Source organism: Acidimicrobiales bacterium, from assembly GCA_035531755.1.
Taxonomy (GTDB): Bacteria; Actinomycetota; Acidimicrobiia; order Acidimicrobiales; family UBA8190; genus DATKSK01.
The window spans coordinates 1-23,533 of the sequence record DATKSK010000068.1; the positions used below are offsets into that span (position 1 = coordinate 1).

16 protein-coding genes are annotated in these 23,533 nt (G+C 69.2%); 7 read left to right on the plus strand and 9 right to left on the minus strand.

The window, feature by feature from the left end:
* The first annotated feature begins 872 nt into the window (after positions 1-872).
* A complete protein-coding gene (locus tag VMV22_13400; protein ID HUY23326.1) occupies positions 873-1,106 on the plus strand; it encodes an Lrp/AsnC ligand binding domain-containing protein in 234 nt (77 codons plus the stop codon).
* A 78-nt stretch (positions 1,107-1,184) separates the two neighbouring features.
* Here VMV22_13400 and VMV22_13405 read toward each other — a convergent pair whose 3' ends face one another.
* The 3 genes from VMV22_13405 to VMV22_13415 form a co-directional block, all read right to left on the minus strand.
* Complete coding sequence (locus tag VMV22_13405) at positions 1,185-3,107, minus strand: ATP-binding cassette domain-containing protein (GenBank protein HUY23327.1); 1,923 nt, start codon at positions 3,105-3,107, stop codon at positions 1,185-1,187.
* Positions 3,104-5,296, minus strand: a complete 2,193-nt coding sequence (locus VMV22_13410; protein ID HUY23328.1) for an ABC transporter permease — start codon at positions 5,294-5,296, stop codon at positions 3,104-3,106. The genes VMV22_13405 and VMV22_13410 overlap by 4 nt, the downstream gene beginning before the upstream one ends.
* A 71-nt stretch (positions 5,297-5,367) precedes the next feature.
* Positions 5,368-7,035 carry a hypothetical protein gene (locus VMV22_13415; protein HUY23329.1) on the minus strand — a complete coding sequence of 556 codons (1,668 nt, stop codon included), beginning with the start codon at positions 7,033-7,035 and terminating at the stop codon, positions 5,368-5,370.
* 575 nt (positions 7,036-7,610) lie between these two features.
* Here VMV22_13415 and VMV22_13420 point away from each other — a divergent pair.
* The 3 genes from VMV22_13420 (at position 7,611) to VMV22_13430 (ending at position 11,959) form a co-directional block, all read left to right on the plus strand.
* A complete protein-coding gene (locus VMV22_13420; GenBank protein ID HUY23330.1) occupies positions 7,611-8,444 on the plus strand; it encodes an ArdC-like ssDNA-binding domain-containing protein in 834 nt (277 codons plus the stop codon).
* A gap of 765 nt (positions 8,445-9,209) precedes the next feature.
* Entirely contained in the window at positions 9,210-9,419 is a 210-nt protein-coding gene (locus tag VMV22_13425) for a hypothetical protein (GenBank protein HUY23331.1), read from the plus strand.
* A gap of 173 nt (positions 9,420-9,592) precedes the next feature.
* On the plus strand, positions 9,593-11,959 hold the full coding sequence (locus tag VMV22_13430; GenBank protein ID HUY23332.1) for an EAL domain-containing protein: 2,367 nt from the start codon (positions 9,593-9,595) through the stop codon (positions 11,957-11,959).
* A gap of 118 nt (positions 11,960-12,077) precedes the next feature.
* On the opposite strand, the gene VMV22_13435 is transcribed toward VMV22_13430, so the two are convergent.
* Positions 12,078-12,407, minus strand: coding sequence for a helix-turn-helix domain-containing protein (locus VMV22_13435; protein ID HUY23333.1), 330 nt, complete (start codon positions 12,405-12,407; stop codon positions 12,078-12,080).
* A gap of 1,389 nt (positions 12,408-13,796) precedes the next feature.
* On the opposite strand from VMV22_13435, the gene VMV22_13440 reads away from it, so the two are divergent.
* Positions 13,797-14,708 (plus strand): hypothetical protein, encoded by a 912-nt coding sequence (locus VMV22_13440; GenBank protein HUY23334.1) that lies wholly within the window; start codon positions 13,797-13,799, stop codon positions 14,706-14,708.
* Positions 14,709-14,795: 87 nt separating this feature from the next.
* On the opposite strand, the gene VMV22_13445 is transcribed toward VMV22_13440, so the two are convergent.
* Positions 14,796-16,496 (minus strand): thiamine pyrophosphate-binding protein, encoded by a 1,701-nt coding sequence (locus VMV22_13445; GenBank protein HUY23335.1) that lies wholly within the window; start codon positions 16,494-16,496, stop codon positions 14,796-14,798.
* Between the two features lie 225 nt (positions 16,497-16,721).
* Between VMV22_13445 and VMV22_13450 the strand changes: the two genes are divergently transcribed.
* Positions 16,722-17,402, plus strand: coding sequence for an acetoacetate decarboxylase family protein (locus tag VMV22_13450; GenBank protein ID HUY23336.1), 681 nt, complete (start codon positions 16,722-16,724; stop codon positions 17,400-17,402).
* Between the two features lie 62 nt (positions 17,403-17,464).
* On the opposite strand, the gene VMV22_13455 is transcribed toward VMV22_13450, so the two are convergent.
* From VMV22_13455 to VMV22_13470, 4 genes are all read right to left on the minus strand, one after another.
* Positions 17,465-18,721 carry an acyl-CoA dehydrogenase family protein gene (locus VMV22_13455; protein HUY23337.1) on the minus strand — a complete coding sequence of 419 codons (1,257 nt, stop codon included), beginning with the start codon at positions 18,719-18,721 and terminating at the stop codon, positions 17,465-17,467.
* 36 nt (positions 18,722-18,757) lie between these two features.
* A complete protein-coding gene (locus VMV22_13460; protein HUY23338.1) occupies positions 18,758-20,233 on the minus strand; it encodes a wax ester/triacylglycerol synthase family O-acyltransferase in 1,476 nt (491 codons plus the stop codon).
* Between the two features lie 170 nt (positions 20,234-20,403).
* On the minus strand, positions 20,404-21,645 hold the full coding sequence (locus VMV22_13465) for a TIGR04053 family radical SAM/SPASM domain-containing protein (GenBank protein HUY23339.1): 1,242 nt from the start codon (positions 21,643-21,645) through the stop codon (positions 20,404-20,406).
* Positions 21,646-21,752: 107 nt separating this feature from the next.
* Complete coding sequence (locus tag VMV22_13470; protein ID HUY23340.1) at positions 21,753-22,406, minus strand: hypothetical protein; 654 nt, start codon at positions 22,404-22,406, stop codon at positions 21,753-21,755.
* 238 nt (positions 22,407-22,644) lie between these two features.
* Here VMV22_13470 and VMV22_13475 point away from each other — a divergent pair, with 238 nt between their 5' ends.
* The gene (locus VMV22_13475; protein HUY23341.1) at positions 22,645-23,517 is read left to right on the plus strand and encodes a maleylpyruvate isomerase family mycothiol-dependent enzyme; all 873 of its coding nucleotides are present in this window, start codon (positions 22,645-22,647) and stop codon (positions 23,515-23,517) included.
* Positions 23,518-23,533 lie beyond the last annotated feature (16 nt).

Here is a 23,533-nt window from a genome sequence, read left to right on the forward strand (position 1 = left end):
CGAGGGCACGCCTCGGACGCAGGGCAAGCCCTGCCTGAAGGATCCCGGCAACCGACTGCGGCATCGAGCGCGGACCTCGAGGGTCACTCCCGACCCGGCCAGATGGGCATCGAGTACCTCCGAGATGCTCATCCCGGCAACGGGGTGACCGCCGGTGAGCCGCTCCCAGCCAATGAGTGCAAGGCCGTAGGCCACCGCGCCTTCGTCTCCTCCCCAGGAGCGCAAGAGCCGCTTCGGTGCGACGAGGCGATCAAGGCTGTGTTGACAGGCAAGGTGAACGACACTCCAACTCCCGCGACCGAGCTCCCCGACGACCGTGAAGTCGCCTGAACCCCACCGGCTGGAGGGCGCGCTGTCCACGGGGCGGCAGGAGGACCCGATGCCCAGGTGCGCCACCCGCCGCCGCGCTCGCACTGTCGGCGAGCCTCACGTGCTGTCGGCGCGACCGGTGGCCTCCCGCTGGGGGCTTGTTGCGGTAGCAAGGATCGGAGCGGTGCGTGGCGGACACGGCCGCCGTTGGCGTCTCGCGCTCGCCGGCTGGGAGTCTCGATTGTGGCGAAGGACCCTGTTTGCGCGCCGGGAAGCGGCATACCGTGTGCTCGAGAGCTGGTGATGCCGGCCGCACGAGGAGGCGCATGCCATGCGAGCTGCCGTCGGGGACAAGATCGTGGTACGAGGTCACCGAGTCGGAGAGCACGACCGCGACGCCATCATTCTCGCCGTCGAAGGGCCCGACGGGAGTCCACCGTATCGGGTGCGGTGGGACGACGACGGGCATGAAGGGATCTTCTTTCCGGGGGCTGATGCCGTCGTCGAGCACTATCCGGTTGCGTGATCCCGCGGGGTCGCCGGCCCGATCAAGGAGGCCGACCATGTCGGTGGCCGCATACATACTCATCCAGACCGAGGTCGGCAAGACGCACGTCGCCCAACAAGCCGCTGCGATCGAGGGCGTCACCTCGGCCGAGAACGTGACGGGCCCGTACGACGTGATCGTTCGTGCCACGGCCGATTCGATGGACGACCTCGGTCGCCTCGTCGTCAGCCACATCCAGATCATCGAGGGCATCACGCGCACCGTCACCTGTCCCGTGGTGAATCTCTGACCCTTCCTGGAGACCGCCTCCGATCAGGCCCTTGCGGCCGCTGATGGTGAGCCCGCTCGGCGCACTGTGGAGCCGGCCTCACCGCCGCTCGGCCAGCGGACGGGCGCCCGATCGGTGGATCAGGTCGATGTCACCGCCGAGGTAGGAGGACACGACCCGTGGGTCGGACAGGACCTCGGACGGTCTGCCCCGCACGACAACCGTTCCGAGGTCCAGGGCGATGACGTCGTCCGACACCGCACTGATGAGCGGCATGTCGTGCTCGATGAGCACGATCGAGCAGTCCGTGGCGCGCTGGATGTCCTTCAGCAGGGGTCCGAGCGCCTCGGTCTCGCGCTGGGCGATGCCCGATGACGGCTCGTCGAGGAGCAGCACGGTGGGCCCGTGGGCGATGGTCATGGCCAGGTCGACCATCCGCCGCACCCCGGTGGAGAGCTCCGAGACGAACTTGTCCCTGTAGGCCTGGAGGCTCATCAGCTCGATCAGCTCCTCCACCCTGAGACCGACGGCGCGTTCCGACTCCTGGATGGCGGGCAGGTCCAGGAGGGCCGCCAGGTGGTCCCGGGTGGCGATGTGTCGCTCGAGCCCCAGCGCGATGTTCTCGGAGACGGTGAGGGACGGGAAGATGCGGGCGTCCTGGAAGGACCGCCCGAGTCCGGCCGCCGCTCGGCGGGCGGCTGACCATTCGCTGACCTCGACGCCCCCGAGCTCGATGTGACCGCCGTTGACCGGGAGAACCCCGGAGACGAGGTCCAGGATTGTCGTCTTGCCCGCACCGTTCGGGCCGATCAGCCCGAGCGTCTCACCCTGGCGCAGGTCGAAGCTCACGTCGTCGACCGCGGTGATCCCGCCGAATCGTCTGGTCAGCCCGCTGACGCGCAGGACCACCGGCCGGCCGGCCAGAGGGTCGGGGTCTCGATCGAGCGACGGCTCACCTCTGACCGTCACCGCCGTGGCAGTGGCGCCGGTGCCGTTGGCTCCTTCGAGGAAGACGGATCGCAGGAGGTCGCCCCGCGCCAGCAGCTCGGCGGCGGGACCCTGAAAGCGGACCTCGCCCTTCTCCATGAAGTAGGCACGCTCGGCGATCGTCAGGGCGACGTTCACGGACTGCTCGACCAGGATGATCGTGCAGCCTTCGGCGTGGATGGCGCGCACGATCCCGAGCAGCTGCTCTACGACGGTCGGTGCCAGGCCCAGAGAGAGCTCGTCGATGATGAGCAACCGTGGCTTCGCCACGAAGGCCATGCCGAGCCCGAGTTGCTGCTGCTCGCCGCCCGAGAGGTTCCCCGCCATCTGGTGCCAACGCTCCTTCAGGCGCGGGAACAGCTCCAGGACCCTCGCCGTCCGGGTGTGGATCTCGTCGGCTTCCTCCTTGGCGAACAGCCACGCGGCGGCCTTGAAGTGCTCGGCGACGGTGAGCGTCGGGAACACGGCCTTGCCCCCGGGGACCTGCACGATCCCCAACCTCGCTCGGTCGACAGGATCTGCGTGGGTGATGTCGCGGCCGTCGAACACGATGGACCCGTCGATCGGGTCGACGAGGCCGGAGACCGCCTTCAACAGCGTGGACTTCCCGGCGCCGTTCGTACCGAGCAGGGCGACGATCTCACCCTGGCCGATCTCCATGTCGACCCCGAAGAGCACCCGGACCTTGTCGTAGGCCACGTGCACGCCCCGGCAGACGAGCAGCGGTGCGCGGTCCGAAGTAGGCGCGACGGCGGCTGGGGCGGGAGCGGATCCGGAGAACACCGGCGGCCGCTCCAGCCGCGGGGGAGCAGGAAGCGGGGGAGCGGAATTGGAGGCCACCGGCCGCCGCTCGAGCAGCGGGGGAGGTGGAGGGGCGTTGGCCGGCGACGGCTCGAGCAACGCCTGTGGGAGTCCCCGTCCCTCCGTGCCGGTGCCGGTGCCGGTGCCGGTCCTCGACCTGCGCCAGTTGCGGATGTCGAGGAAGAGGCCGAACAGCAAGACGGCCCCCGCGAGCGAGAACGCGAGGGCGATCACGGCGCGACCCGGCCGCCGTCGAGCAGGGATGCGTGCGGCGTTGCGTCGGAGGCGGCGGCGACCGGCTGCGGAGCCGCTCCGACCACCGACGCCTCGAACCCCGGCGGCGCCGGCGCGGCGACGCGCCCGGGTGCCGGGCCCAGGTCAGCCACCAGCGACGGCACCACCAGGCCCCGGCGGGTGGCGACCCGCCGCAGCCAGTCGTCGCGCAGCCGCATGCCGCCCTCGGCGGACCCGCCCGGGTAGAAGGACGAGTTGATCAGCAGCAGCGGCCCGGTCAGCAGCAGCGGCATCACTGATTCGATCGTCGTCGAGTGGAACAGATCGTAGATCCGCGGCCCGAAGACCACCGACACCTCGAGGACCATGACGCCGACGACCGCCCAGGACACCGAGCTGACTCCGGCGATGGCCACGGCGAGGAACAGGATGAGGCTGGCCTGGATGTCGTAGGTCCCCGGCACGACGTTCTGCTGGGCATAGTCGAAGAGCACCCCGGCAAGACCGGCGATCCCGCCCGAGACGGCGAACGCCGCCAACCGGGTGCGGGCCGGGTTGACGGCGAAAGCGGCGGCCGTTCGCTCGTTGTCGCGCAGCGCGATCAGCACCCGGCCGGACCGGTTCCGCCGGAAGGCGAAGGCGGCCAGCATGACCAGAGCCAGGAACACCAGACAGAGGTAGTAGTACGCCCGGTCCCCCGTCAGATCGATCCTCCCGTAGAGCAGGGGTCTGGAGAGGTGAGCCGCCAGGCCGGAGGGGAGGATGTGCCGGCCGATCCAGTAGTGCTCGTTGAGGAGGTAGTTCGGCACCGCGTAGCCGAAGGCGAGGGTCGTCACCGCCAGGTACAGCCCCTGGATGCGCAGGGAGGGGAGCCCGATGACCACTGCCGCCACGACTCCGGTGAGGATCCCGATCCCCAGGGCGGCGAAGAAGTCGATGTTGTGGTTCGCGATCAGCCCTCCGGCCACGCCGGCAGAGACACCCACCAGCCCGAACTGCCCCAGGCTGATCTGCCCGGCCCAACCCGTCAACACCACCAGGGACACGGCCACGATCCCGTACAGCGGGAGCAGGACGAGGTACGAGATGTTGGCGGTGCCGAGGAGGTAGGGAAGCGCGATCAGCAGGCCGGCGCCCGCGGCGGCGGTGCCCCACCGGGCGGCGGCGACCTCCGGGAGCCTGCGCAGCTCTGCGGGGATCGGCCGGAACTGCTTCACCGTCTGCCACCTCCCCTCGCCGGCGTCCAGCGCCCGGGCGGTGCGGCGAGGTTGGGTGAGCAGGGCGCCGAGGATGACGATCACCATGATCGACGAGGAGATGCTGTTGTCCCCGGAGCTGATGATGGTCGAGGTGATGAGCACACCGATGCCCATGCCGGCGGCGAGCGCCACCCCGAAGCGCTCCATCCGCGACACCACGGCGGCGGTGAGGGCGTAGAGCAGCGTGTCGAACCCCAGCGTGGCGTCGCTCGGCGTGCCGATGAGCGGCGCCTGCACGAAGATGGCCAGTGCGGCGAGGAGCCCGGCGAGCGCCCACGCCGCCATGCTCACCCGGCGCACCGGGATGCCGAGCAGCAGTGCCCGGTCGGCGTTCTCCGCCGAGGCGCGCAGGGCGATCCCGAGCCGCGTGTAACGCAGGAACCCCGCCAGCGCCAGGGTCACCACCCCCACCGTCACCAGGGCGGCGACCTCGTTCCCGCTCAGCAGCGGCTGGCCCCGGCTGTTGTGCCAGACCAGGTGCTCCCAGGGGGTGGGCACCGTCGACCCTTCGTTGGTCGCGTTCTGCCCGAACCACACCGGGATGAAGAACCCGAGGATGGCCAGGCTCTGGGCCACGCCGATCGTCATCACGGTCGCGATCAGCCTGGGGACGTCGTCGAAGCGGCGCATCACCAGGTCGGTCAGCACCCCGAAGAGCGGCCCGCCCACCAGGACGATCGGCAGCGCCAGCAGGTAGTTCACATGGTCCTGCAGGACGAGCGACAAGGCGATGATGGCCGGCACGGCCCCCACCGCGCCGGCCGCGAAGTTGATGATGCGCGACGTCCGGTAGATGAGCACGATGCCGACGCCGATGATCCCGTACAGAGATCCGAGGGCGAGCCCGGAGACGAAGTCGGGGGCCGACGTCGAGAAGATCAGCTCGATCGCGGCGACGAAGATCACGCCTGCTGCCAGCCATCGACCCACCTGCGCTGCTCGGCTCGGCCCTCGGACGGCCTCGGCCACGGAGCCGAGCGGTCGGGACAGCAGTGAGCTCCTCACGATGTGCGGACCTTCGGGATCGGCGGTGCCGACACCTTGGGATACTGGTTCGGCAGGAACCGCGAGCCCTCGATGCCGACGAAGGTGCCGGTCTTGCCGTTGTACGGCGAGGTGGCGTTCTTGGCCCAGTAGACGACCCGGGCGTCGATCGTCCAGTTGAAGCTGCCCCGGGAGAACCCGACCTCGGCCTGCCCGGTCGTGCCCCCGCCTATGGTGCCCAGCGACGGGGCCGCCGCCGCCATCCTCGCCGGTGTCAGATCGGGGCCGGTGTTCTCGATCAGGCTGGCCAGCATGTTCCAGCCCTCCCAGTCTCCCGTAGCCGCGTAGGCCTGCATCGGGAGGTTCGTGCCGCCGCCGAGCTGGTACACCTTCGGACCGGACTCCTTCTTCGCCGGAGCCAGACCCGAAACCGACGTGATGCCGAAGGCGGTGTCGAACTCGCAGCCGCTCTGCGGTGTCGGACATGCCAGTGATTGCTGGGTCGGCGTCGACTCGTAGGCTTGGGCGACGGCATCGACCCCCATGCCCTGCGCGTCGGCGAGGACGTTCTCGGGGTAATAGTTGTGCTGCTGCTCCCCGGAGTAGAGGAGCTCGGGAGCGACCGGGTCGCACAGGCAGAGCACATCCGTCGCGGGCTCGTTCGGCGTGTCCATGACGGAGATCCCGGCGTTGATCTGCTGCGCGGCCGTGCTGATGTCCTGGGAGTAGAAGTAGTGATGCCGGGCGACGCTGGCGCCGTCGCCGCAGTCACGGTTGAGCGCGGGAACGAGCACGTTGGTCACGGTGTCCTCGTTGTCCGGGTCGTTGGTGGAGATCACCCCGAGGACCCGCTTCTGACCGTTGAAGTTCTGGGCGGGGTTCTTGTTCTGCGCGAAGCTCACCACCCGGCTGGAATCTCTGCTCGTGAGCTGGTTGCACCAGAACTTGGCGAATCCCTGTTCGATGTGGGTAGAGCTCTCGCCCGGTGACCAGAAGTACGGGGCGTTCGCCTGGGCGAACGCGTCACTGAAACCCACGCCACCGAGGGCCACGGTGTGGTCCTGGGCGAGGCGGGCGTAGCACGCTGAGCAGAGTGTGGTCCCCCATGAGACGGCGTAGGGATGGACGGTCTGGACGATCGTGTCCATCTCGGCCAGTAGGCACGAGTAGTCCGGCGGCACGGTCTGGCAGCTGCCCCGGTAGGGCTCGATCTTCAGCTTCCGGCCCCACAGCACGTAGTGGGAGTTGACGAAGTTCTGGAAGGCCCGGTCCACCTGCTGGGTCTGCTCGTAGCTGACGTACAGCCCTTGCGCCTTCAGGATCGTGTCCACCACGGCGCCGGCGTCGGCGTAGTAGTCGACGACGGTGATCGTGTTGTTCGACACGCCCTGGTACGTGCTGCCGCCGTTGTCGTAGGAGCCGCCGACCCTCCCCGGGGTGCACGGTGGGGCGTAGTAGTCGATCGACGTCGGGAACTCCCGGCCCCCGACACAGTGCGACGTGTCGCCGGTTGCTCCCGTGGCCGTCCCGGAGAATCCGGCTGGGGCACCCCCCGACGTGACGCCGGCGCCACCCGAGGCGCTCTGGCTGGCGGAGGTCGAGGGGAAGATGCCGATGATCAGCGCCTGCGCCACGAGGACCACCCCGAGGGGCAGGTACCGCCGAACCAGGCTCCGGACCTTCACGGGCAGCACCTCCCCTCCGGCCGCTGCCCGGGCGCGAGCGCGGGATCGACAACAGCAGATGCCCCGGGCCCGGCACCGAGGCCGAGCCGCAACCGTCCCCCCATCCGTCCCACACCCCCTCGGTCCTGCCGATGCTACGCCCAGAGCGTGCGCTCTGCCCTGTCGGCAGCGGCCGTGAGAGCCTCGGCCGCCTCGGGCAGCCGGCCGATCGGTCGTTCCGCACCGGCTGCTCGCCCGTCGTCGGCCTCCCCGCCGGACCGGGTCGCCGCGGTGCCGACCAGGCCGGGGCTGACCGCATTGGCCCGACACGTGGCGACACAACGTCCAGGTAGCGTCGCCCTTCATCGGATCACCTCGGTGATCCCCCTCTGACCACCGGGTCCGGGCTGTCCCGGGCGGGCCGGTGTGGTCCCTCGCCCCTGCCACGGGGCCTCTGCGCTCATCGCACCCTGCCGGAGCTTCGTCCTGCGAGCTGCAAACCCTGACGTGCAGTCGCTGCGCCCGGGACCGGTCCGCTCGGCCTTGCCCGTGCTCTCCAGGTGCATCGCATCAGCACCACAGAGAAGGAATCGGACATGACCGCCAAGGACAACCATCTGCAACTCATCGCCCAGCTCGCGGAGGGGATCAGCAACCTCACGACATCCGACGAATGGCAGCGCTACCTCGACTTCCAGGGCCGCTTCCACCGCTACAGCTTCGGCAACGTGCTCCTCATCGCAGCCCAGTGCCACGAGGCGACACGGGTCGCAGGGTTCAATGCATGGCGCACGTTCAACCGCTTCGTCCGCAAGGGAGAGAAGGCCATCTGGATTCTCGCCCCCATGGTCTACAAGGACGCCGACGCCGAGGACGGCGAGGGTGGCCGGGTCATCCGGGGCTTCAAGTTCGTGTCCGTGTTCGACGTGGCCCAGACCGATGGCGACGAGCTGCCGTCCATCTGCAACCGGCTCGATGGCGACGACCCTGACGGGCTCTACGCCCAGCTCCTGACGGTCGCCCGGTCCATCGGTTTCACGGTCGAGGACCACGAGTTCGCCCGAAGCACGAACGGTGACTGCTGCCACAGCGAGCGCCGCATCCGGATCGAGATGACCAACTCACCTGCACAGCGGGTGAAGACCCTCTCCCACGAGATCGCTCACGCCCTGCTCCATGAGAAGTACGACGACCGAGCCCTCGCCGAGCTGGAGGCTGAGTCCACGGCATACGTGGTCTGCCACGCGTTCGGGCTTGACACGAGTGACTACTCGTTCGGGTACGTCGCAACGTGGGCCGGTGGCGGCGAGCAGGCCATCGCCGGGATCAAGGCATCCTGCGAACGGATCCAGAAGAGCGCTGCCACCATCCTGCGGGCGCTCGAGCCCGCAGCCGAGGAGCAGGCGGCATGGACCGCCGTCGTGCCATGACAGCTCGGCGCTCCCCGCGACGTCGGACGGGTTGGCTGCCTGGTCGGCCGGTCGTCTCCGACGCATCGGGTGCAAGTCACAACCGTGTCGTTCGCGCAGCCGAGTCGACCGGAAGGGCCGTCGAGGAAGCGGAAGAACCCTCTTGACACCGTTCGGGTTGCCGAGAAATATGTGGCTGCTGTGGTTTATGTGGTGAATGTTGTTCTTGTCGGCACGGAACCGGGAGGAGCGAGCACCACGAAGCTGCATGACCTGGGTCTTTCCTGACACCAAGGGGGATGTCTCATGGTGGAACGCCACTCGATCGGAAAGAGCTCGAGCCCCATTGCGTCCTGGATACAGCAGAACGTCATCGACGTCGCTCCACAGTGGATGCAGCTGCTTCGCAGCGCCCTCGCGAATGTCCGCACCCGTTGAGTCGCGCTCGTGGCCACCACGCTCACCCCGCCACCCGAGTCGATCTGGTGCATCGACACGGTCGCGGCCCTCGATCGGGACCGTTTCACCTCAGCGACAGCTCCGACATTCACACCTGAACCCGCGATCCGACTGCCCGGTCCAGACTGGCCGCCCGATCAGTGGGACTGAACCGCGACGACCCGGCGCGCGCCAGACGGCTCACCATGTCGCGGTACCGCTCGCGCCCCGACAGGGTCGACTACCCGGAGGCCTCCGGACCGTCCGGTCGTGACGGCGAGCGCTTCCTGTCGGGCGCCAGCGGGGCTTCCTCCCGGTGGAGCCGACCGGTCCGTAGGCTATCTCGACATGGCAATCGTCGGGATTTCGCACAAGGTTCGATCGATCCTCAGCCAGATGCACAGCTCGGGAGACGACCCGATCACAAGGGCGGCGCTCATGGACAAGCTCGCAGCCGAGGTTCTCGAGCTTGCTGAAGCGGTCGAGCGGCTCTCCATGCAGGTCGATGATCTCGCCGATGGTCGAGGTCGGTACGGCGGGGGCCCTCCCAGGAGCTAGCGGTCGCAGTGGGTCCTCCTGTCGGTGGGCCCCAGGACCCATAGACAGCCCGGCATCCCGGGCCTAGGTCACTGGCGTCCTGAAGCCCGGGTCGACGTGGCCTCCCGGGGGCGGACCGTTCCGACCCGGCCTTCAGCTTCAGGCCAGGGCAGGGAATGCCGATTCCTAGCCCCATGGTGATCGGGGCACGGGCGAGGCACCTGCCCGAAGCTCGCACACCGGCGCCCGCGAGCGTGCCCGACGGCTCCACGTCGCCTTCGGCCATGCGTGAGCAATGGCGCACCGCCACCCTGGATACCTGCGGTGACGGCTACACCGTCCTGCGCGCCGTGCGCGAGGACCAGGCGATCATCGATTGGACGATCGTCGATGCGAACGAGCTGGTGCGCGACCGGTGGCGCGGCGTTGGGGATGTCGTGGGTGTGGCCCTCAGCGTCTTGGAATCGGCGTCCGACAACTCCGCCATCAAGGACCTGTACTGCGCCGCCTTGGCCACAGGGGAGGGCCAAGAGACGGACATCGAACTGATCCTCCCGGAGGGCAGGGGTGGGCCGCGTCGGGTGATCGTCGTCCCCGTCGACGCCGACACGGTGACGGTCGTCACTCGCGACATCACCCGTGAGCGCTACTTCGAGTCGGCACTCCAGCAGTCGCGACGCGAACTGCGAGGACTTGCCCAGGCGGCCACTCGTCCGTCGGGTCCCGGTGATCCTCGAATCAGCGAGCCCCGCCTCCTCAGTCGCTCTGCTGCATTCTTGTTCGTCGGAGCCGGGGCCGTCGCTATCGCCAACACCCTCTTCTCATCGCTGCCCGGCGTCGACGTCCCGGCACTGCGGATGACCGGGGTCCTCTCCATCCTCACCGCGTTCTTGATGCCCTTGCTTCCCTGGTCCCGGCACCTTCGCGTCGTCGCCGCCAGCCTTGTCGGCGTTGCCATCGGGTACCTGGTCCTCAGTGACCAGGTCGATCACTACTCACACTCTCAGTCGGCGGTGGCGGTCTATCCGATCTTCTTCATCATGGTCGTCGCCTGGAGCGGCCTCATCCAGGTCCGGGGCGCCCCGACTCTCGCTGCGTGTGTGTCGGGACTGGCCCTGGGCGGCATCCTGGTCGAAGGAGGGCACGGGTCGATCGGCGTGCAGTGCGTCATCGTGACCATGCCGGCGGCGGCCGTTCTCGGTGAGGTCATGTCGTGGTCATCCACGCGCGTCTCCAATCTGGTCGGGCTCGAACTGGACCGACGGCTCCACGACCCGCTCACCGGATTGGCCAATCGTCAACTCTTCATCGAGCGAACCGAGCAAGCCCTCGCACGCGCCAGGCGCAGTGAGCATGCGCTGGCTGTGCTCTTCATGGATCTCGACCGGTTCAAGCAGGTCAACGACTCTCTCGGCCACGCCGCTGGTGACCAGCTCCTGATAGAGGCGGCGGATCGGCTCCGCGATCTGGTCCGCCAGAGCGATGATGTCGCACGCCTGGGCGGCGACGAGTTCGTGATCCTGTGCGAGGACCTCGACCACCAGGAGGGCGCCGTCGTCATCGCGGAGCGCGTGCTCCGCATGTTCGACGATTCCTTTCTCTTGGGTGAGCGCGACGTCTCGATACACGCCAGCATCGGGATCGCGTACTCCGATGACGGCGGCAAGACGGCTGAGGCCATCCTTCAGGATGCAGATGCGGCGATGTACCGGGCCAAGGATGCCGGCAGAGCCCGGTTCGAGTTCTTCGACGACACGATGCAACGCGAGATCGCGGCGCGGATCGAGCTCGAGACGTCACTGCGTCAGGCAGTCCCCCGTGGGGAGCTCAGGGTCTTCTATCAGCCGATCTTCGCGGCCACGTCTCGCGCCATCGTGGGCTTTGAGGCGCTCGTCCGATGGGCCCGACCAGGATTCGGGCTCGTCAGCCCAGGGTCGTTCATACCCGTGGCAGAAGAGACGGGAATGATCGTCGACATCGGCTCGTGGGTGCTCAACGAAGCATGTCGGCAGGCGGCAGCTTGGTCGGCACAATGGCCTGACCGTCGTCTTTGCATCGCCGTCAACATCTCGAGCCGGCAGGTCCTCAAGGGGGACATCGTGGACATCGTCCGCAACGCGCTCAGCGTCAGCGGACTGGACCCGACGCTACTCACCCTGGAGCTGACGGAGACGACGCTCATCGATGATGCCAGGAGTGTCCAAGCGATCCTTCTCGAATTGCGGGATCACGGCGTGAGCATTGCGCTCGACGACTTCGGGACGGGATATTCGTCCCTGACCTACCTGCATGCCTTTCCGATCGACGTCATCAAGATCGACGGGTCGTTCGTCCGCACGATCCAGACCGAGCGAGAAGCGGCGGCCATCGTGGCTGCTGTCATCTCGCTCGCCAGGAGCCTCGACATCACGGTCATCGCCGAGGGGATCGAGAGCCCCGAGCAACTCGCCGCCGTCGTCGGCCTCGACTGCGAGCTCCTTCAGGGATACCTGTTGTCGCACCCGAGGGCGGTGGAGGAGCTCCCGGGGTTGATCGAGGGCTTCTCGTTCGACGCCACGTGATCCGGGCGCCCCGTACGAACGGCCCATACGGACCGCGGGGTGCGTCGAAGCGTCGGTCGCGCGATGTCGTGCCCCGTGGTGGAGCGGATCCTCGAACCTGGGCTGAACCTCGCTACAGCTAGGCCCGCACCCTGCCCTTCGACAGGGGGACGCCACTGCGCACCTCCAAGAGGCGCGGGTCGACGAGGATGTCGAGCACCTCACCGATGGTGCGCGCTCGGCCGATCGTCTCGGGCAGGGGCAGGTGGGACTGGATGCGGTAGTGGTTGCGACGGCCGTCCTTCTCCTTCACGACATAGCCCGCCTGGACCAGTTCGGTGACCATGCCGTACGCACGGCGTTCGGTGACGCCCAGCGTGGTGGCGATGTCGCGCAGTCGCACCCTGGGATCGTGGGCGATGCAGATCAGGACCCGGGCGTGGTTCGTGAGGAAGCTCCAGTCCGCCATACGGTCTGAGGCTAGTCCAAATAATCCGGAAATGTATTGCTAGGTTTCAGTAGCCGGAGTAGGGTGGCACCCAGGCACCGGGGTCTGCATCGTCCGCCGGTTGCACGCCCGGTGTCTCGGGGGGCGGGCGTTCACGGGGTGCGGGGGGCATCCCCGTGAGCGCTCCGGTGTCAGATCTCGGGGGGGAGCCGGCCGTCTGCCCTGGTGATGGGGGCCGGGGACGTCCATCCCCCACCGGAAGGCTCGATGCGGGGAGGCAGGATGCGACAGACGTCATTGCCGGAGTGTCCGGGGACGGTCGTGGTTCATCGGGACCACACCGTGACCTGCACCCGCGACACCTGCCCGCGCGACCTGAGCAGAGGGACCTGGTTCAGCGTTCACGCGAGCTTCGTCCACTGCACGGAGTGGCTCGGCGGCGGCCCCGGCTGTCCTGACTGCGGGTTCGAGTCGTCGGAGACCGAGCACCTGTCGCCATCGCCACCACGATTCGCTCAGCACCTTCGACAGCGACTGTGGAGCGTTCACCCTCCGATCGTGGCGACCGACACTCTGAGTAATGGCACTCTGAGTAATGGCACTCTGACGGAGAGTGCCGTGCCCCGGGGGCCGGCAGTTGACGGCACGGTTCGAGGCGGTGCATTCTCATTCGGAACCACATTGGGTGATTCTTATGTACGTTGCGTGGCGCAGGGCGGACCACCGCGTCGGGGCACACCGTGAGGGAGGCTCACATGGCTCGGCACGTCTGGGTGGCATCACCCACCGGATCACCGGACCCCCCGGAGAACAGCGCGGCGGGTGCCGCGTCCAAGCCGACCGAGGGTGCAGGAGCGACGGGACGACGGTTCGGTCGCTCGAGGTCGCACACGAAGAAAGTCGCGCCGGCGGCCTCCGCGTCGACGACACTCCCGCCTCCGCCCGAAGGGGGAGGCATGATGGCCGCTCCCGACGATCCATCCCCGAGGAAGCGCTCCGGCCCTCGTTGAACGGGTCGTGTGGGCCGGTGGCGCCCCGACGCCACCCATCGACATACGCCGAGACGACTGGAGACAAGCCATGAGGGAGCGTCCCCTTCGCCGGTGTGTCGCCGGATCAGCGCTGTTGGCGGCCACCGCACTCCTCGCGGTCGGAGGGAGCACCACGGGCGCGGCGGCCTCGACCACCGGTCCGGGGACCGTCACGGTGTCGCCGACTGTGGTCACCCCTTCATCGAGCGGCCATGCTGTGCAACTCCGCTACACGGCGCCGGCCTCCGGGTTCCGCAACGGTGTGGTGAAAGTCACGGTCCCCCGCCGGTGGAGCCCTCCGCAGGTGGTGTCGACCTCGCACGCCGGCTATGTGACGACGACTGCCGGTTCGCTCCGTGTCATACACCGGAACATCCGCGTGACAGCCCTCACCCTGTGTGGTGGGTGCTCCCTCACCATCAGCTACGCCAAGGTGACCGCCCCGGCCACCCGCCAAGTGTCGATGTTCCTCACCAAGAGCGCCCCGTCCGTAGGGATGAGACTGCGACGACTCGCCGTACAGCCGGCGGTGACCGTCAGTCCTGCCACGCCGCCCCCACCGGGCCCGTATGTGTCGGACACCTTCGCCCGGGTGGTCACCAACGGCTGGGGAAGGGCTGACGTCGGGGGCGCCTACGCGGTGGAGAAGGGCAACACCGCCGACTTCTCGGTCGACGGCACGGGGGGACGTCTGGCGTTACGCAATGCCGTCTACACGAGCGCCGAGCACATCGTGGCGCTGCCGGCCACCGATGCACTGGACATCGGGGCGACGTTCGACGTGAGCTTCCTCGAGAACGTGAAGGCGCTCAACCCCCAGTACGGCGGGGTGCTGGCCGGGGTGATCGCCCGCTTCCACAATGTCAACGACCAGGGCAACGGGTACTACCGGATGCAGCTCGTGTGGAACGCCAACAACGGTCACCCGCAGCTGTTCCTCCGGGCCCAGGACGACAGTGGCAAGAGCCCGCCCGGGCACTTCAAGGTCGAGAAGAATCTCGGGATCGACCCCACGGTGGACTTCCCCAAGGGGGCCCCCTACACCTACCACGTGATGGTGCAGATCACCGGGTCGAATCCCACCAGCGTGGCCCTCAAGGCATGGAAGGTGGGCGCCACCGAGCCGACGGCTTGGCAGCTCACGGGTACCGATACGGGCGACTACGGCCCGCAATCGGCCGGACCCGTCGGAGTGCGCGCCAGCGCCGACCTGCAGAGCGCGGCGAGCTCCTTCCTACCGGTGACCTCGCACGTCAAGATCGAGAACCTGGTGGTGACCAAGCTCCCGTAGCCGGCCGGCCACATCTGCGCCGAGGCGCCGCCCGCCTGCGGTGGGCCGAGGGGCCGTCCTGTACGACCCGTGTACACGGTGCGAGGCTCACGTCGTCGCCCCGTTGTACATGTCGAGGAACTCGGCCAGGCCCGGCGGGTTGACGTTGGCCGCATGATCGACGACCACCTGTACCACGGCCGGCCGGCCCGAGGCGCTCGCCCGCTCGAGCGCAGGCACGATGTCGTCGGGCGCCTCCACCAGCTCCCCGTGGCAGCCGAGGCCCTGCGCCACGAGGTCGTAGCGCACGGCGGACGTGTGGACGCCGATGGTGCGGCCCACTTCGTCGAGCATCCCCTGCTCCTCCATCGCCCAGGCGTAGTCGCAGTTCACGACGGCCACCAGCGCCGAGTCGACGCGGGCGGCTGTCTCGAGCTCCTGCAGATTGAACCCGAAGGCCCCGTCCCCGCTGAAGAGGTACACGGGACGGTCGGGGCAGGCCAACTTGGCCCCGATGGCGTAGGGGAGACCGGTGCCCAGGTGTCCGAAGTGCCCCGTCCACAACAGCGACCGGGGTCGGGTCACCACCAGGGCCAGGTGGGCCCAGAGGGCGGAGTTCCCGCCGTCGAGGCACACCAGGGCATCTTCGGGCACGAACCGGGCGAACGCAGCCGCCAAGCGGGCGGGATGGACGGGCGACCCGGCGAGGCCGAGGCCGCTGTCGGCCATCATGGCCATGACACCCTGTGCTCCCGCGGCCCGCTGGCGCGCCCAACCGCCGTCGTTGCGGATGACCGACGCACCGACAGCTGTGGTCAGCGCGCGCAGGCTCTGGCGGGCGTCGCCCACCAGGGCGACGTCGACCGGTCGGTTCACCCCGATAACCAACGGGTCCCGATCGATATGGATGAGGCGTTGCGCCTCGGTCCCCGCCCAGGCCGGGAACCGGCCGTAGCCGACGACCTCTCCCATGCCGGTCCCGACGGCGACGACGACATCGGCCTCGAGCATCACCGGTGACAGCAGGGCGTTGGCCATGCCCACGGCGTGGGGGTGTCGCTCGGACAGCGCCCCCCGAGCCCCTGGCGTGGTGCACACGGCCGCCCCGGTCACCTCGGCGAAGCGGGCCAGCTCCCCGGACGCCTCGGCGACGTGGATGCCGTTGCCGGCCAGCACGAGCGGCCGGGCCGCAGCCGCGAGCAGCGCGGCGGCCTGCTCGACAGCATGCGGGTCCGGGGCGCCGACGGCGGCCCGGTACCGCGCCGGAACGTGCACGGGGTTGGCGTCCTCCTCGACCTCGTCGCGCAGCAGCTCGGGGGCGAGCTCCAGATACACGGGCCCGGGCCGGCCTCCGAGGGCGTGGCGGAACGCCTCCCGCAGGTATTCGGGTATGCGCCTCGTCTCGGGGACCGCCGCCGCGAACTTGGTGACCGGGCGGAACAGGTCCAGCTGCGGGGTGTACTGAAAGCGGTTGCGGCGGATGGCCTGGTCCACCCGGGCGCTGCGCTGGGTGCCGATGACCACCACGGGGACCCCTTCGATCCAGGCGGTCACCACGCCGGGGACCAGGTTGGCGACGCCGGGGCCCATGCCGCCGACCACGACGGCGGGGACCCCCGTGGCCCGGGCCCAGGCGTCGGCCATGTGGACCTGGGCGCTCTCGTGGCGGCCCGCCACCACGAGCATCCCGGCCGCCTCGGCCTCGATCGACAGGGGGGTGAAGGAGATGTCGGTGATGGCGAACACCGCACCCACGCCCTCGACCTGCAGCGAGCGGACCAGCAATTCGGCGCCGTTGACCATCGCCATGTCCGGACCTCCTCCAACCCGGCGGCCCCGCCCCCGGCCGCCATGGCCGGTGCCTCGACCGGCTCCTCCTCGCAGTCTCGGGGACGCCGGAGCGCCCGGCCAGGGTCCAAAGCCCCGGGGTGGGCCCGTGGCGCCGCCGTGGGCGCCGACGCTTGGGACGAATGGCCCTATGCGGTCCACGGCCTCGCGAACGATGCTCGTACCCGAGCCAGGGAGGCACAGACCATGGGTGGTTCACCGTCGATCGCGCCGCTGTACCCCGACCCGCCCTACGAGTACCGCCGGGCCCGCATGGTCACGTGTCTCCTCGACGGCGCCGCCCCCCGCGACGTGCTTCCGGCCGGCCTTCAGCTCCCCGAGACACCGTCCCGGGCCGTGGTGTTCGCCGACTACCCCGACACGACCATCGGCCCGTACCGCGAAGTCGTGGTGCTGGCCGGCGCCGATCGGAACGGGGCGCCGGGCATGTTCTGCCCGCTCATCTACGTCGACTCGGATGCGGCGCTGTGCGCCGGTCGGGAGATCTGGGGCTTCCCGAAGAAGCTGGCCCACATCCACATCGAACAGGACGGGGACGCCGTGAGCGCCCGGTTGGTGCGCGACGGCGTCGAGCTGCTGGCGCTCAGGGGGACCGTCGAGGAACAGGTCGACCCGGCTGCCGTGGCGGCGCTCGGAGCGCTCCCCCTCTACAATCGCAAGCTGATCCCGGGCGTCGCCGCCAAGGAGCCGGACGTCGATCGTCTCACCCGGGTCCTCCTCGACATCGTGCCCCACGAGGCCGCCACCGGGACCGGCGTGCTGCAGGCTGCGGGCGAAGCGGCGGCTGTCGTCGGTGACCTCGCCACCGTCACCGTGCTCGCCGCCGTGGTCGACAGCGTCCTCCCCGCCGGCGACGACCTGCGCTGATCCCCGGCCCCCGTCCCGCCGCCGACACGGTGGTCACGGGCCGGCACGCCGGGACGCGTCCGTCACGGTGCGTCGAGCGGGTACTGCTCGAGGATCGAACGGGCCGCCTGCAGGCCCAGGAACTCGTTGACCCCGTCCTCGATCAACGACGCCCGGGCGTCGCGCACGTACTTCTCGAGGGGAAGCTCCCTCGACAGGCCGATCCCCCCGAGCACCTGCACGGCCTCGTTGGCCACCTGAAAGGCGCTCTGCGTGCAGGTCACCTTCGAGGCGATCGAGTACGCCAGGTCCGGCGGGAAGGCCCGGCTGTTGTGGACGAGGGCGGCGCGCGACAGTGCCCGGGCCTGCTCGACGGCCGCGAACATGGCGAACAGCTTCCCCTGCACGAGCTGGTGCTCGGCGATCGGGCGGCCACCTTGGGTGCGGACCTTGGCGTAGGCCAGGGCCTCCTCCATCGCGGCGCGCGCCAGGCCGGTGAAGATGGCGCCCATCCCGGCGTTGGCGAGGGACAGCACGCTGGCAAGCACGAGCGGGTACAGATCGGGGCCGACCAGCAGGTAGTCGGCGGGGATCCGGGCCCCGTCGAAGCGGATGCCCCCCTGGTTGAGGTCGCGCTGTCCCAGCTTGTCGAGCGCCGGGCCGCGCTCGATCCCGGGGCGGTCGAGCGGGACCATGGCCACCCCACCGCCGGCGGGCTCCGTCGGCGGCGCCACCGTGCAGAACAGCAGGGCGTGCGTGGCGATCGTGCCGTTGGACACCCATGCCGCCTTCTCGCCGGTGATGACCCACTCGTCCCCGTCGGCCACCGCCAGGCACGACCCGGCGGCCCGGGCCCGGGTGAAGGCGTCCGTGCTGACGTCGAGGGTGTCGGAGCCGTGAGAAGGCTCGGTGATGGCCCAACAGCCGACGTACCGAGCCTCGCGATCGGCCACGAACGGGGCCACGACCTCGTCGAGCAACCGGTGGTTGCCCGTCATGTCCGCCACCGTGGCGGTGAACTCGAAGGGCAGGGCGGCGACGCCCAGTCCGGCGGCGAGGCCGGCGCTGCCCCATCCGAGCTCCTCCAGGACGAGGTGGCGGGTGAGTCCGTCGAGCCCCGACCCGCCGTGGCCGGCGGCCAGTCCCGCCGTGTGGTTCCCGAGCTCGTACCACGAGCGAAAGACGTCCCACAACGGGGATCCCGCCGCCGCCACCTGGTCGGGTGCCATCCGGTCCAGGCGGGTGGCCGCCGGACGCAGGACCCCCGCCGCGAAGCCGTGGGTGGCGATCCGGATCTCGCACTGGTCGGGGGTGAGGTCGGGGTCGAGCTCGAGGTACATGGTCCTCACAGCGTGCCCCCTCGGCCACGCCCGACGTCAGGGGCCAAGGTCCCCATCGCGCCCGGCGCCGGTGGCGGCCGAGGCGCTGTGATCTCGGAAGGAGACCGACCGCGCCCGGACGGCCAGTTCCCGAATCGCCTCGACGAACCCCCTGCCGACCTCTCCGACGCACGGCACCAATTCGGGACACGCCATGATGCCGACATTCAGATGGTTGGCCTCGGAGAGCACGGTGAGGTTGAGGGCCGTGCCCTCCATCACCGGCCCCATGGGAAAGATGCCGGCGACCCGTGCCCCGGCGCAATACAGGTCGATCGGCGGCCCCGGCACGTTCGACACGATCAGGTTGAATACCGGCGGGTGCAACCGAGCGAGCTTCAATCCGCAGTACAGGCGGGCGGCCGTCTTGGCCACCGTCGGAGGCAGGAATCCCACCAGGTTCTCCAGCGACTGTGGCCCGAACGCCGAGTGCAGCGCTTTGGAGGCCACAGCCCGGGCATGGACGGCCTGGAGTCGTTCGACAGGGTCATCAGGTTCGAGGGGTAGGGGAACCATCATGGTGGAAACCCGGTTCCCGAGCTCCGTACCCCCGTTGTCAGGGCCTTCTGCTCGGACGTTCACGGGGACCGCCGCGATCAGCGGTCGAGCGACCGGGGCCTGACGGGCGGTGAAGTACGCGCGCAGGGCGGTTGCGGTGGCGGCCAGCACCACGTCGTTGATCGTGGTGCCGAACGCCCGGCGGATCTCCCGTACCTCGTCGAGGTCGACGCGCGTGAGACTGACCGACCGATTCGGGGTGATCGCGCCGTTCAGACTGGTGCGTGGCGCCGTCAGCGGTGCCGATGTTCCGGCGGCGCGTTGCTCCATCCATGTACGCGCCGTGTCGACCAGGCCCCCCGCCGTCTGGGCCATGGCGCGCGGCGCTTCCCAGAGAGACCGGGGGAGCGACATCACGGAGCGGGCCGCCAACAGCGGCGGAGAGGGGATCTTGTCCGGCCGCCACGGTGTCGGTTCCGGTGGGACCTCGCCGACGGCAGGCGTCAGATCGAACAATGACGCCATGAGGTCGCCTCCGGCCCCTCCATCCATCATGGAGTGATGCAGCTTCGTGACGAGTGCGACCGTGCGGTCGTCGAGGCCTTCGACCACCCACATCTCCCAGAGGGGCCGGCGGCGGTCGAGGGGCCGGCCGGCCACGTCGCCGACGAACCGCTCGAGGTCGGTCCAGGTGACCGGCGTGCCGAGCGGCGCACGGCTGACGTGATCCGACAGCTCGAAGTCCGGGTCCTCTATCCACACCGGGTGGCCGGTGCCCCCGGGCGGAACGACGACGCGGCGGCGGAGCGGCGCGATGAGGTGGATCCGCTGTGCCAGCGCGGTCCGGATGCCCTCGACGTCGATCCCGTGGGGAAGGCCCGATCCGTCGAGCACCAGCACGCCGACGACGTGCATGTGCATCGTCGGTGTCTCGAAGTAGAGAAACGCAGCATCCATGCCTGTCATCTGTTGCATGCGACGGCTCCTTCGGGCAGCCTCCCACCCCCGCAACGTCCACCCACCGCCATCTGTGGATCCATCACCGCAGCATCAGCCCTGCCCCACGAGGTCAGTAGGGACCAAGGTCCCGACTTTCCACAGGCCATGACCCCGGTCCACGCGGCGGTCGCCGGTCGTGGACGAGATCAGGAGGACCGGTCATGACCTTCCGGGCGCCGGTACCGGCAGGCCGGGTCGTCGGCGAGCGGGTCGCCGGTGGCGGCGTACGCACGCGCTCTCGACCCTCCGCACTCGTCGGCGTACTCGCAGCGCCCACACCGTCCGGGGAACCGGGCGCTCCTGATCGCCTGCAGTGTCGGATCGTCGCGGTAGATGTCCAGGACCTTCCTGTCGCGCACGGACCCGAGCGCCAGGGGCAGGAAGCCGGCCGGGTACACCCCACCGTCGTGGCCCACGAACACGATGCCCTTGCCGTCACGTGTCGCCACCGTCGGGGCGAGCACCGGGGACCTCGGCTCGCCCATGTGCGCCCGCAGGCGCCCCCGCAGCTCCCGGTAGAGCGGCCCGAGCCCGAACGCGAGTGCGGGGTCGAGACCCGGGTCGGCTCGCTTCGAGCGCAGGTCGCGGACCCGGCGGAAGAAGGGCGCCTCCACCGTCCGCACCGTCATCCCGTACTGGGCGGCGTCGACGAGGAAGTGACAGACGTCCTCGTACTCGTCGCCCTCGATCTCGGCGACCTGGTGCCCCCGTCCGACACCGATGAGGAAGAAGACCTCCCAGGTCTTCACGTCGAGGCCGATCAGCAGCGCCGCCATGTCGGCGAGCTCCCCGACGTTCTGGGCCATGACCGCCGAATTGACCTGGACGGCGAAGCCGCACTGCTGGAGCAGGCCGATGGCGCTGATGGTCGCAGCGAAGTGGCCCGGCACCTGTCGGACCCGTTCGTGGGTCCCGGCGACGGCCCCGTCCAGGCTGAGCGAGGCACTGCGCACGCCGTTGGCGCGCAACATCGAGAGCACCCCCGCGTTCAGGCTGGGAGAGACCGATGGCGAGATCGCGACCGGCACGGCCACGCTCTTGGCGTACGCGGTCAGCTCTCCGAGGTCCCGGCGCTGCAGGCAGTCACCACCGGTCAGGATCAGCACGGGGGTGGGCCGCGGGGCCGCGGCGAGCTCGTCGATGACGGCCATGGCCTCTTCGGTGCTGAGCTCGTCGGGCGCGGGGTGGCACTGGGCGGTGGCGCGGCAGTGCACGCACGCCAGGGGGCAGGCCTTGGTGGTCTCCCAGAAGACCAGGCGCGGCACCCGGTCAAGGTCCATGACCCGGCGGCGGCCCGTGACGCTCTCCTCCCCGGGAACGACGTCCCTGGTCGCGACGGCCCCAAGAACGACGTCCCTGGTCGCGACACCCAGACTGCCTGTGGTCATGGCCCTCCGTCCGCACCGGATCTCCACCAGACTCCGCGTCTCGGAGGAGGGTTCATAGGGCAGAAGGTCCCAACACTCGTGTGGGTCCCACCGCGAACGACGGTCTGCTAGAGCCAACCCGCGAGCGCGAGACAGACGCCCAGTACCACATCGATGCCCGCCACCGTCCCCACGACAGCCATCTGCCGGCGGTGATCCTGTCCCATGTCGAAGACCCACGCCGCCATCGCATAGAACGTCATGTACCCGAAGATCACGATGAGTGGGACGAACGGAACATTCCAGAACCAGTACTCCCAGTGGAAGTAGCCGGTGGCGTGAAGGAGGATCTCGACCGCCACGGACAGGCACGAGAAGCCGAACACGAACACCCAACGGTTGGGAATGCCCAGCACACGCAGCTTGGGGTCAGGAGGAAGCATCTTCACGAACACGACACCGGCAATCAGGAAGAAGAGCGTGAGCTCGATGGTGAGCCCGATGAGGATGAGGTAGCTGGTGTGACCGGTCACGGTCCACAGCGCGGCACGGTCGGAGATGTGGAGCACAGCGGAGTTGGCCAGCTCGTTGAACCAATCCATGCACCAGAGCGACAATCCCGCCAGGACGATGTCCCATCGTCGGCGCTCGACCTCCACTGCATAGACGTAGAACACCATGGCGAGCAGGAAGACCGTCGACCATTGGAAGGCCACGGGATCGCGGAGCATCTGCTCGGCTTGCCGGGTGAACCAGGTGATCGCGCCCAGAGGCACCGGCATTCCCCAGGATGCTAGATCTCCCGACCCTGGTGGCGTCGTCATCAGGAAGCGGCTCGGGCCGATGGCGCACGCCGTCGGGTGCGGGAACGGGTGTGCCAGCGGAACACCTGACTCTGGAAGCAGTCCGTGCGAGCGATCAGGCGGCTACCGGCCGAGGGGCACCGTGCCCGCGTCGACCGGCCGGTGGCTAGGGTTCCCCCTGCCGGGTGAGGGGCGAGAGCACGAGGACGACGCCAGCATGGAGAACGACAGGCGACCGGGGGAGGACGCCGCGCAGGCCGACCACATCCATTTCCGCGTGGACCCACGCACCACACTGGCCGTGCTGACCGGTCACCGGCGGCGCTTCGGGTCCACGGTGGCCACGCTCACCGTCGACGAGCTGGCGGCACCGTCGCGCTGCCGGGGATGGACCGTGGCCGACGTCCTGCGCCACCTCGTCTGGGTCGATGCCACCATGGGGCGGCTGTGGGCCGGCGACGAATCCCCGGTGGAGGGCTTCGATCCCCGCACCACCCCCGACGAGTCGGTACGCGCCGACCGGGCTGTGCCCGACGAGGAGTTCCAGCGGCGCTACCTGTCGTCGACCGAGGCCATGATCGTCGAGCTGGAGTCGGCCGACGCGCCGGGTTTCGGCCGTCCCAGCCTGTCGCCTGCCGGCCGCGTGCCGTGGTGGATGAGCGTCATGCACCTCGGGTGGGATTCGACCGTTCACGAACGCGACGTGCTGGCGCCCTTGGGTCGCACCGTCGACGCGGTGCCCGGTGAAGCGCAGCTGTGCCTCGGCTACTCGCTCGTGCTGGCCTCGCTGTTCGACAGGAAGGGCCCGTTGAACGTGCGGATCGGGACGACTCGACTCCGGCGCGACGGCGGGCCCGTGACCGTGGAGGCGACGGACGCAGGCCCCGACCTGGAGGGTGCCGACGACGGCACCGTCGTGTTGACCGGTGATCCCGTGGCCACCGTCGATGCCCTGTGCGGGCGTGGTTCGCTGACCGACGCGCTCAGCGGAGATGCGGCTGTCATCGGTCGACTGGACGGGCTGGCCCGGTACTTCGCCGCCAGCGGCCAGTCCCCCGGACAAGTCGTGCGGGCACGCCGTCGGCGCTGAACACCACCACGAGGAG

Excerpts from the sequence above, each read along its gene's own strand:
- VMV22_13475 (HUY23341.1), top strand. The coding sequence starts at position 22,645 with ATGGAGAACGACAGGCGACCGGGGGAGGACGCCGCGCAGGCCGACCAC.
- VMV22_13430 (HUY23332.1), top strand. The coding sequence starts at position 9,593 with ATGGTGATCGGGGCACGGGCGAGGCACCTGCCCGAAGCTCGCACACCG.
- VMV22_13465 (HUY23339.1), bottom strand. The coding sequence starts at position 21,645 with ATGACCACAGGCAGTCTGGGTGTCGCGACCAGGGACGTCGTTCTTGGG.
- VMV22_13420 (HUY23330.1), top strand. The coding sequence starts at position 7,611 with ATGACCGCCAAGGACAACCATCTGCAACTCATCGCCCAGCTCGCGGAG.
- VMV22_13425 (HUY23331.1), top strand. The coding sequence starts at position 9,210 with ATGGCAATCGTCGGGATTTCGCACAAGGTTCGATCGATCCTCAGCCAG.
- VMV22_13400 (HUY23326.1), top strand. The coding sequence starts at position 873 with ATGTCGGTGGCCGCATACATACTCATCCAGACCGAGGTCGGCAAGACG.
- VMV22_13470 (HUY23340.1), bottom strand. The coding sequence starts at position 22,406 with ATGCCGGTGCCTCTGGGCGCGATCACCTGGTTCACCCGGCAAGCCGAG.
- VMV22_13455 (HUY23337.1), bottom strand. The coding sequence starts at position 18,721 with ATGTACCTCGAGCTCGACCCCGACCTCACCCCCGACCAGTGCGAGATC.
- VMV22_13435 (HUY23333.1), bottom strand. The coding sequence starts at position 12,407 with ATGGCGGACTGGAGCTTCCTCACGAACCACGCCCGGGTCCTGATCTGC.
- VMV22_13460 (HUY23338.1), bottom strand. The coding sequence starts at position 20,233 with ATGCAACAGATGACAGGCATGGATGCTGCGTTTCTCTACTTCGAGACA.
- VMV22_13445 (HUY23335.1), bottom strand. The coding sequence starts at position 16,496 with ATGGCGATGGTCAACGGCGCCGAATTGCTGGTCCGCTCGCTGCAGGTC.
- VMV22_13450 (HUY23336.1), top strand. The coding sequence starts at position 16,722 with ATGGGTGGTTCACCGTCGATCGCGCCGCTGTACCCCGACCCGCCCTAC.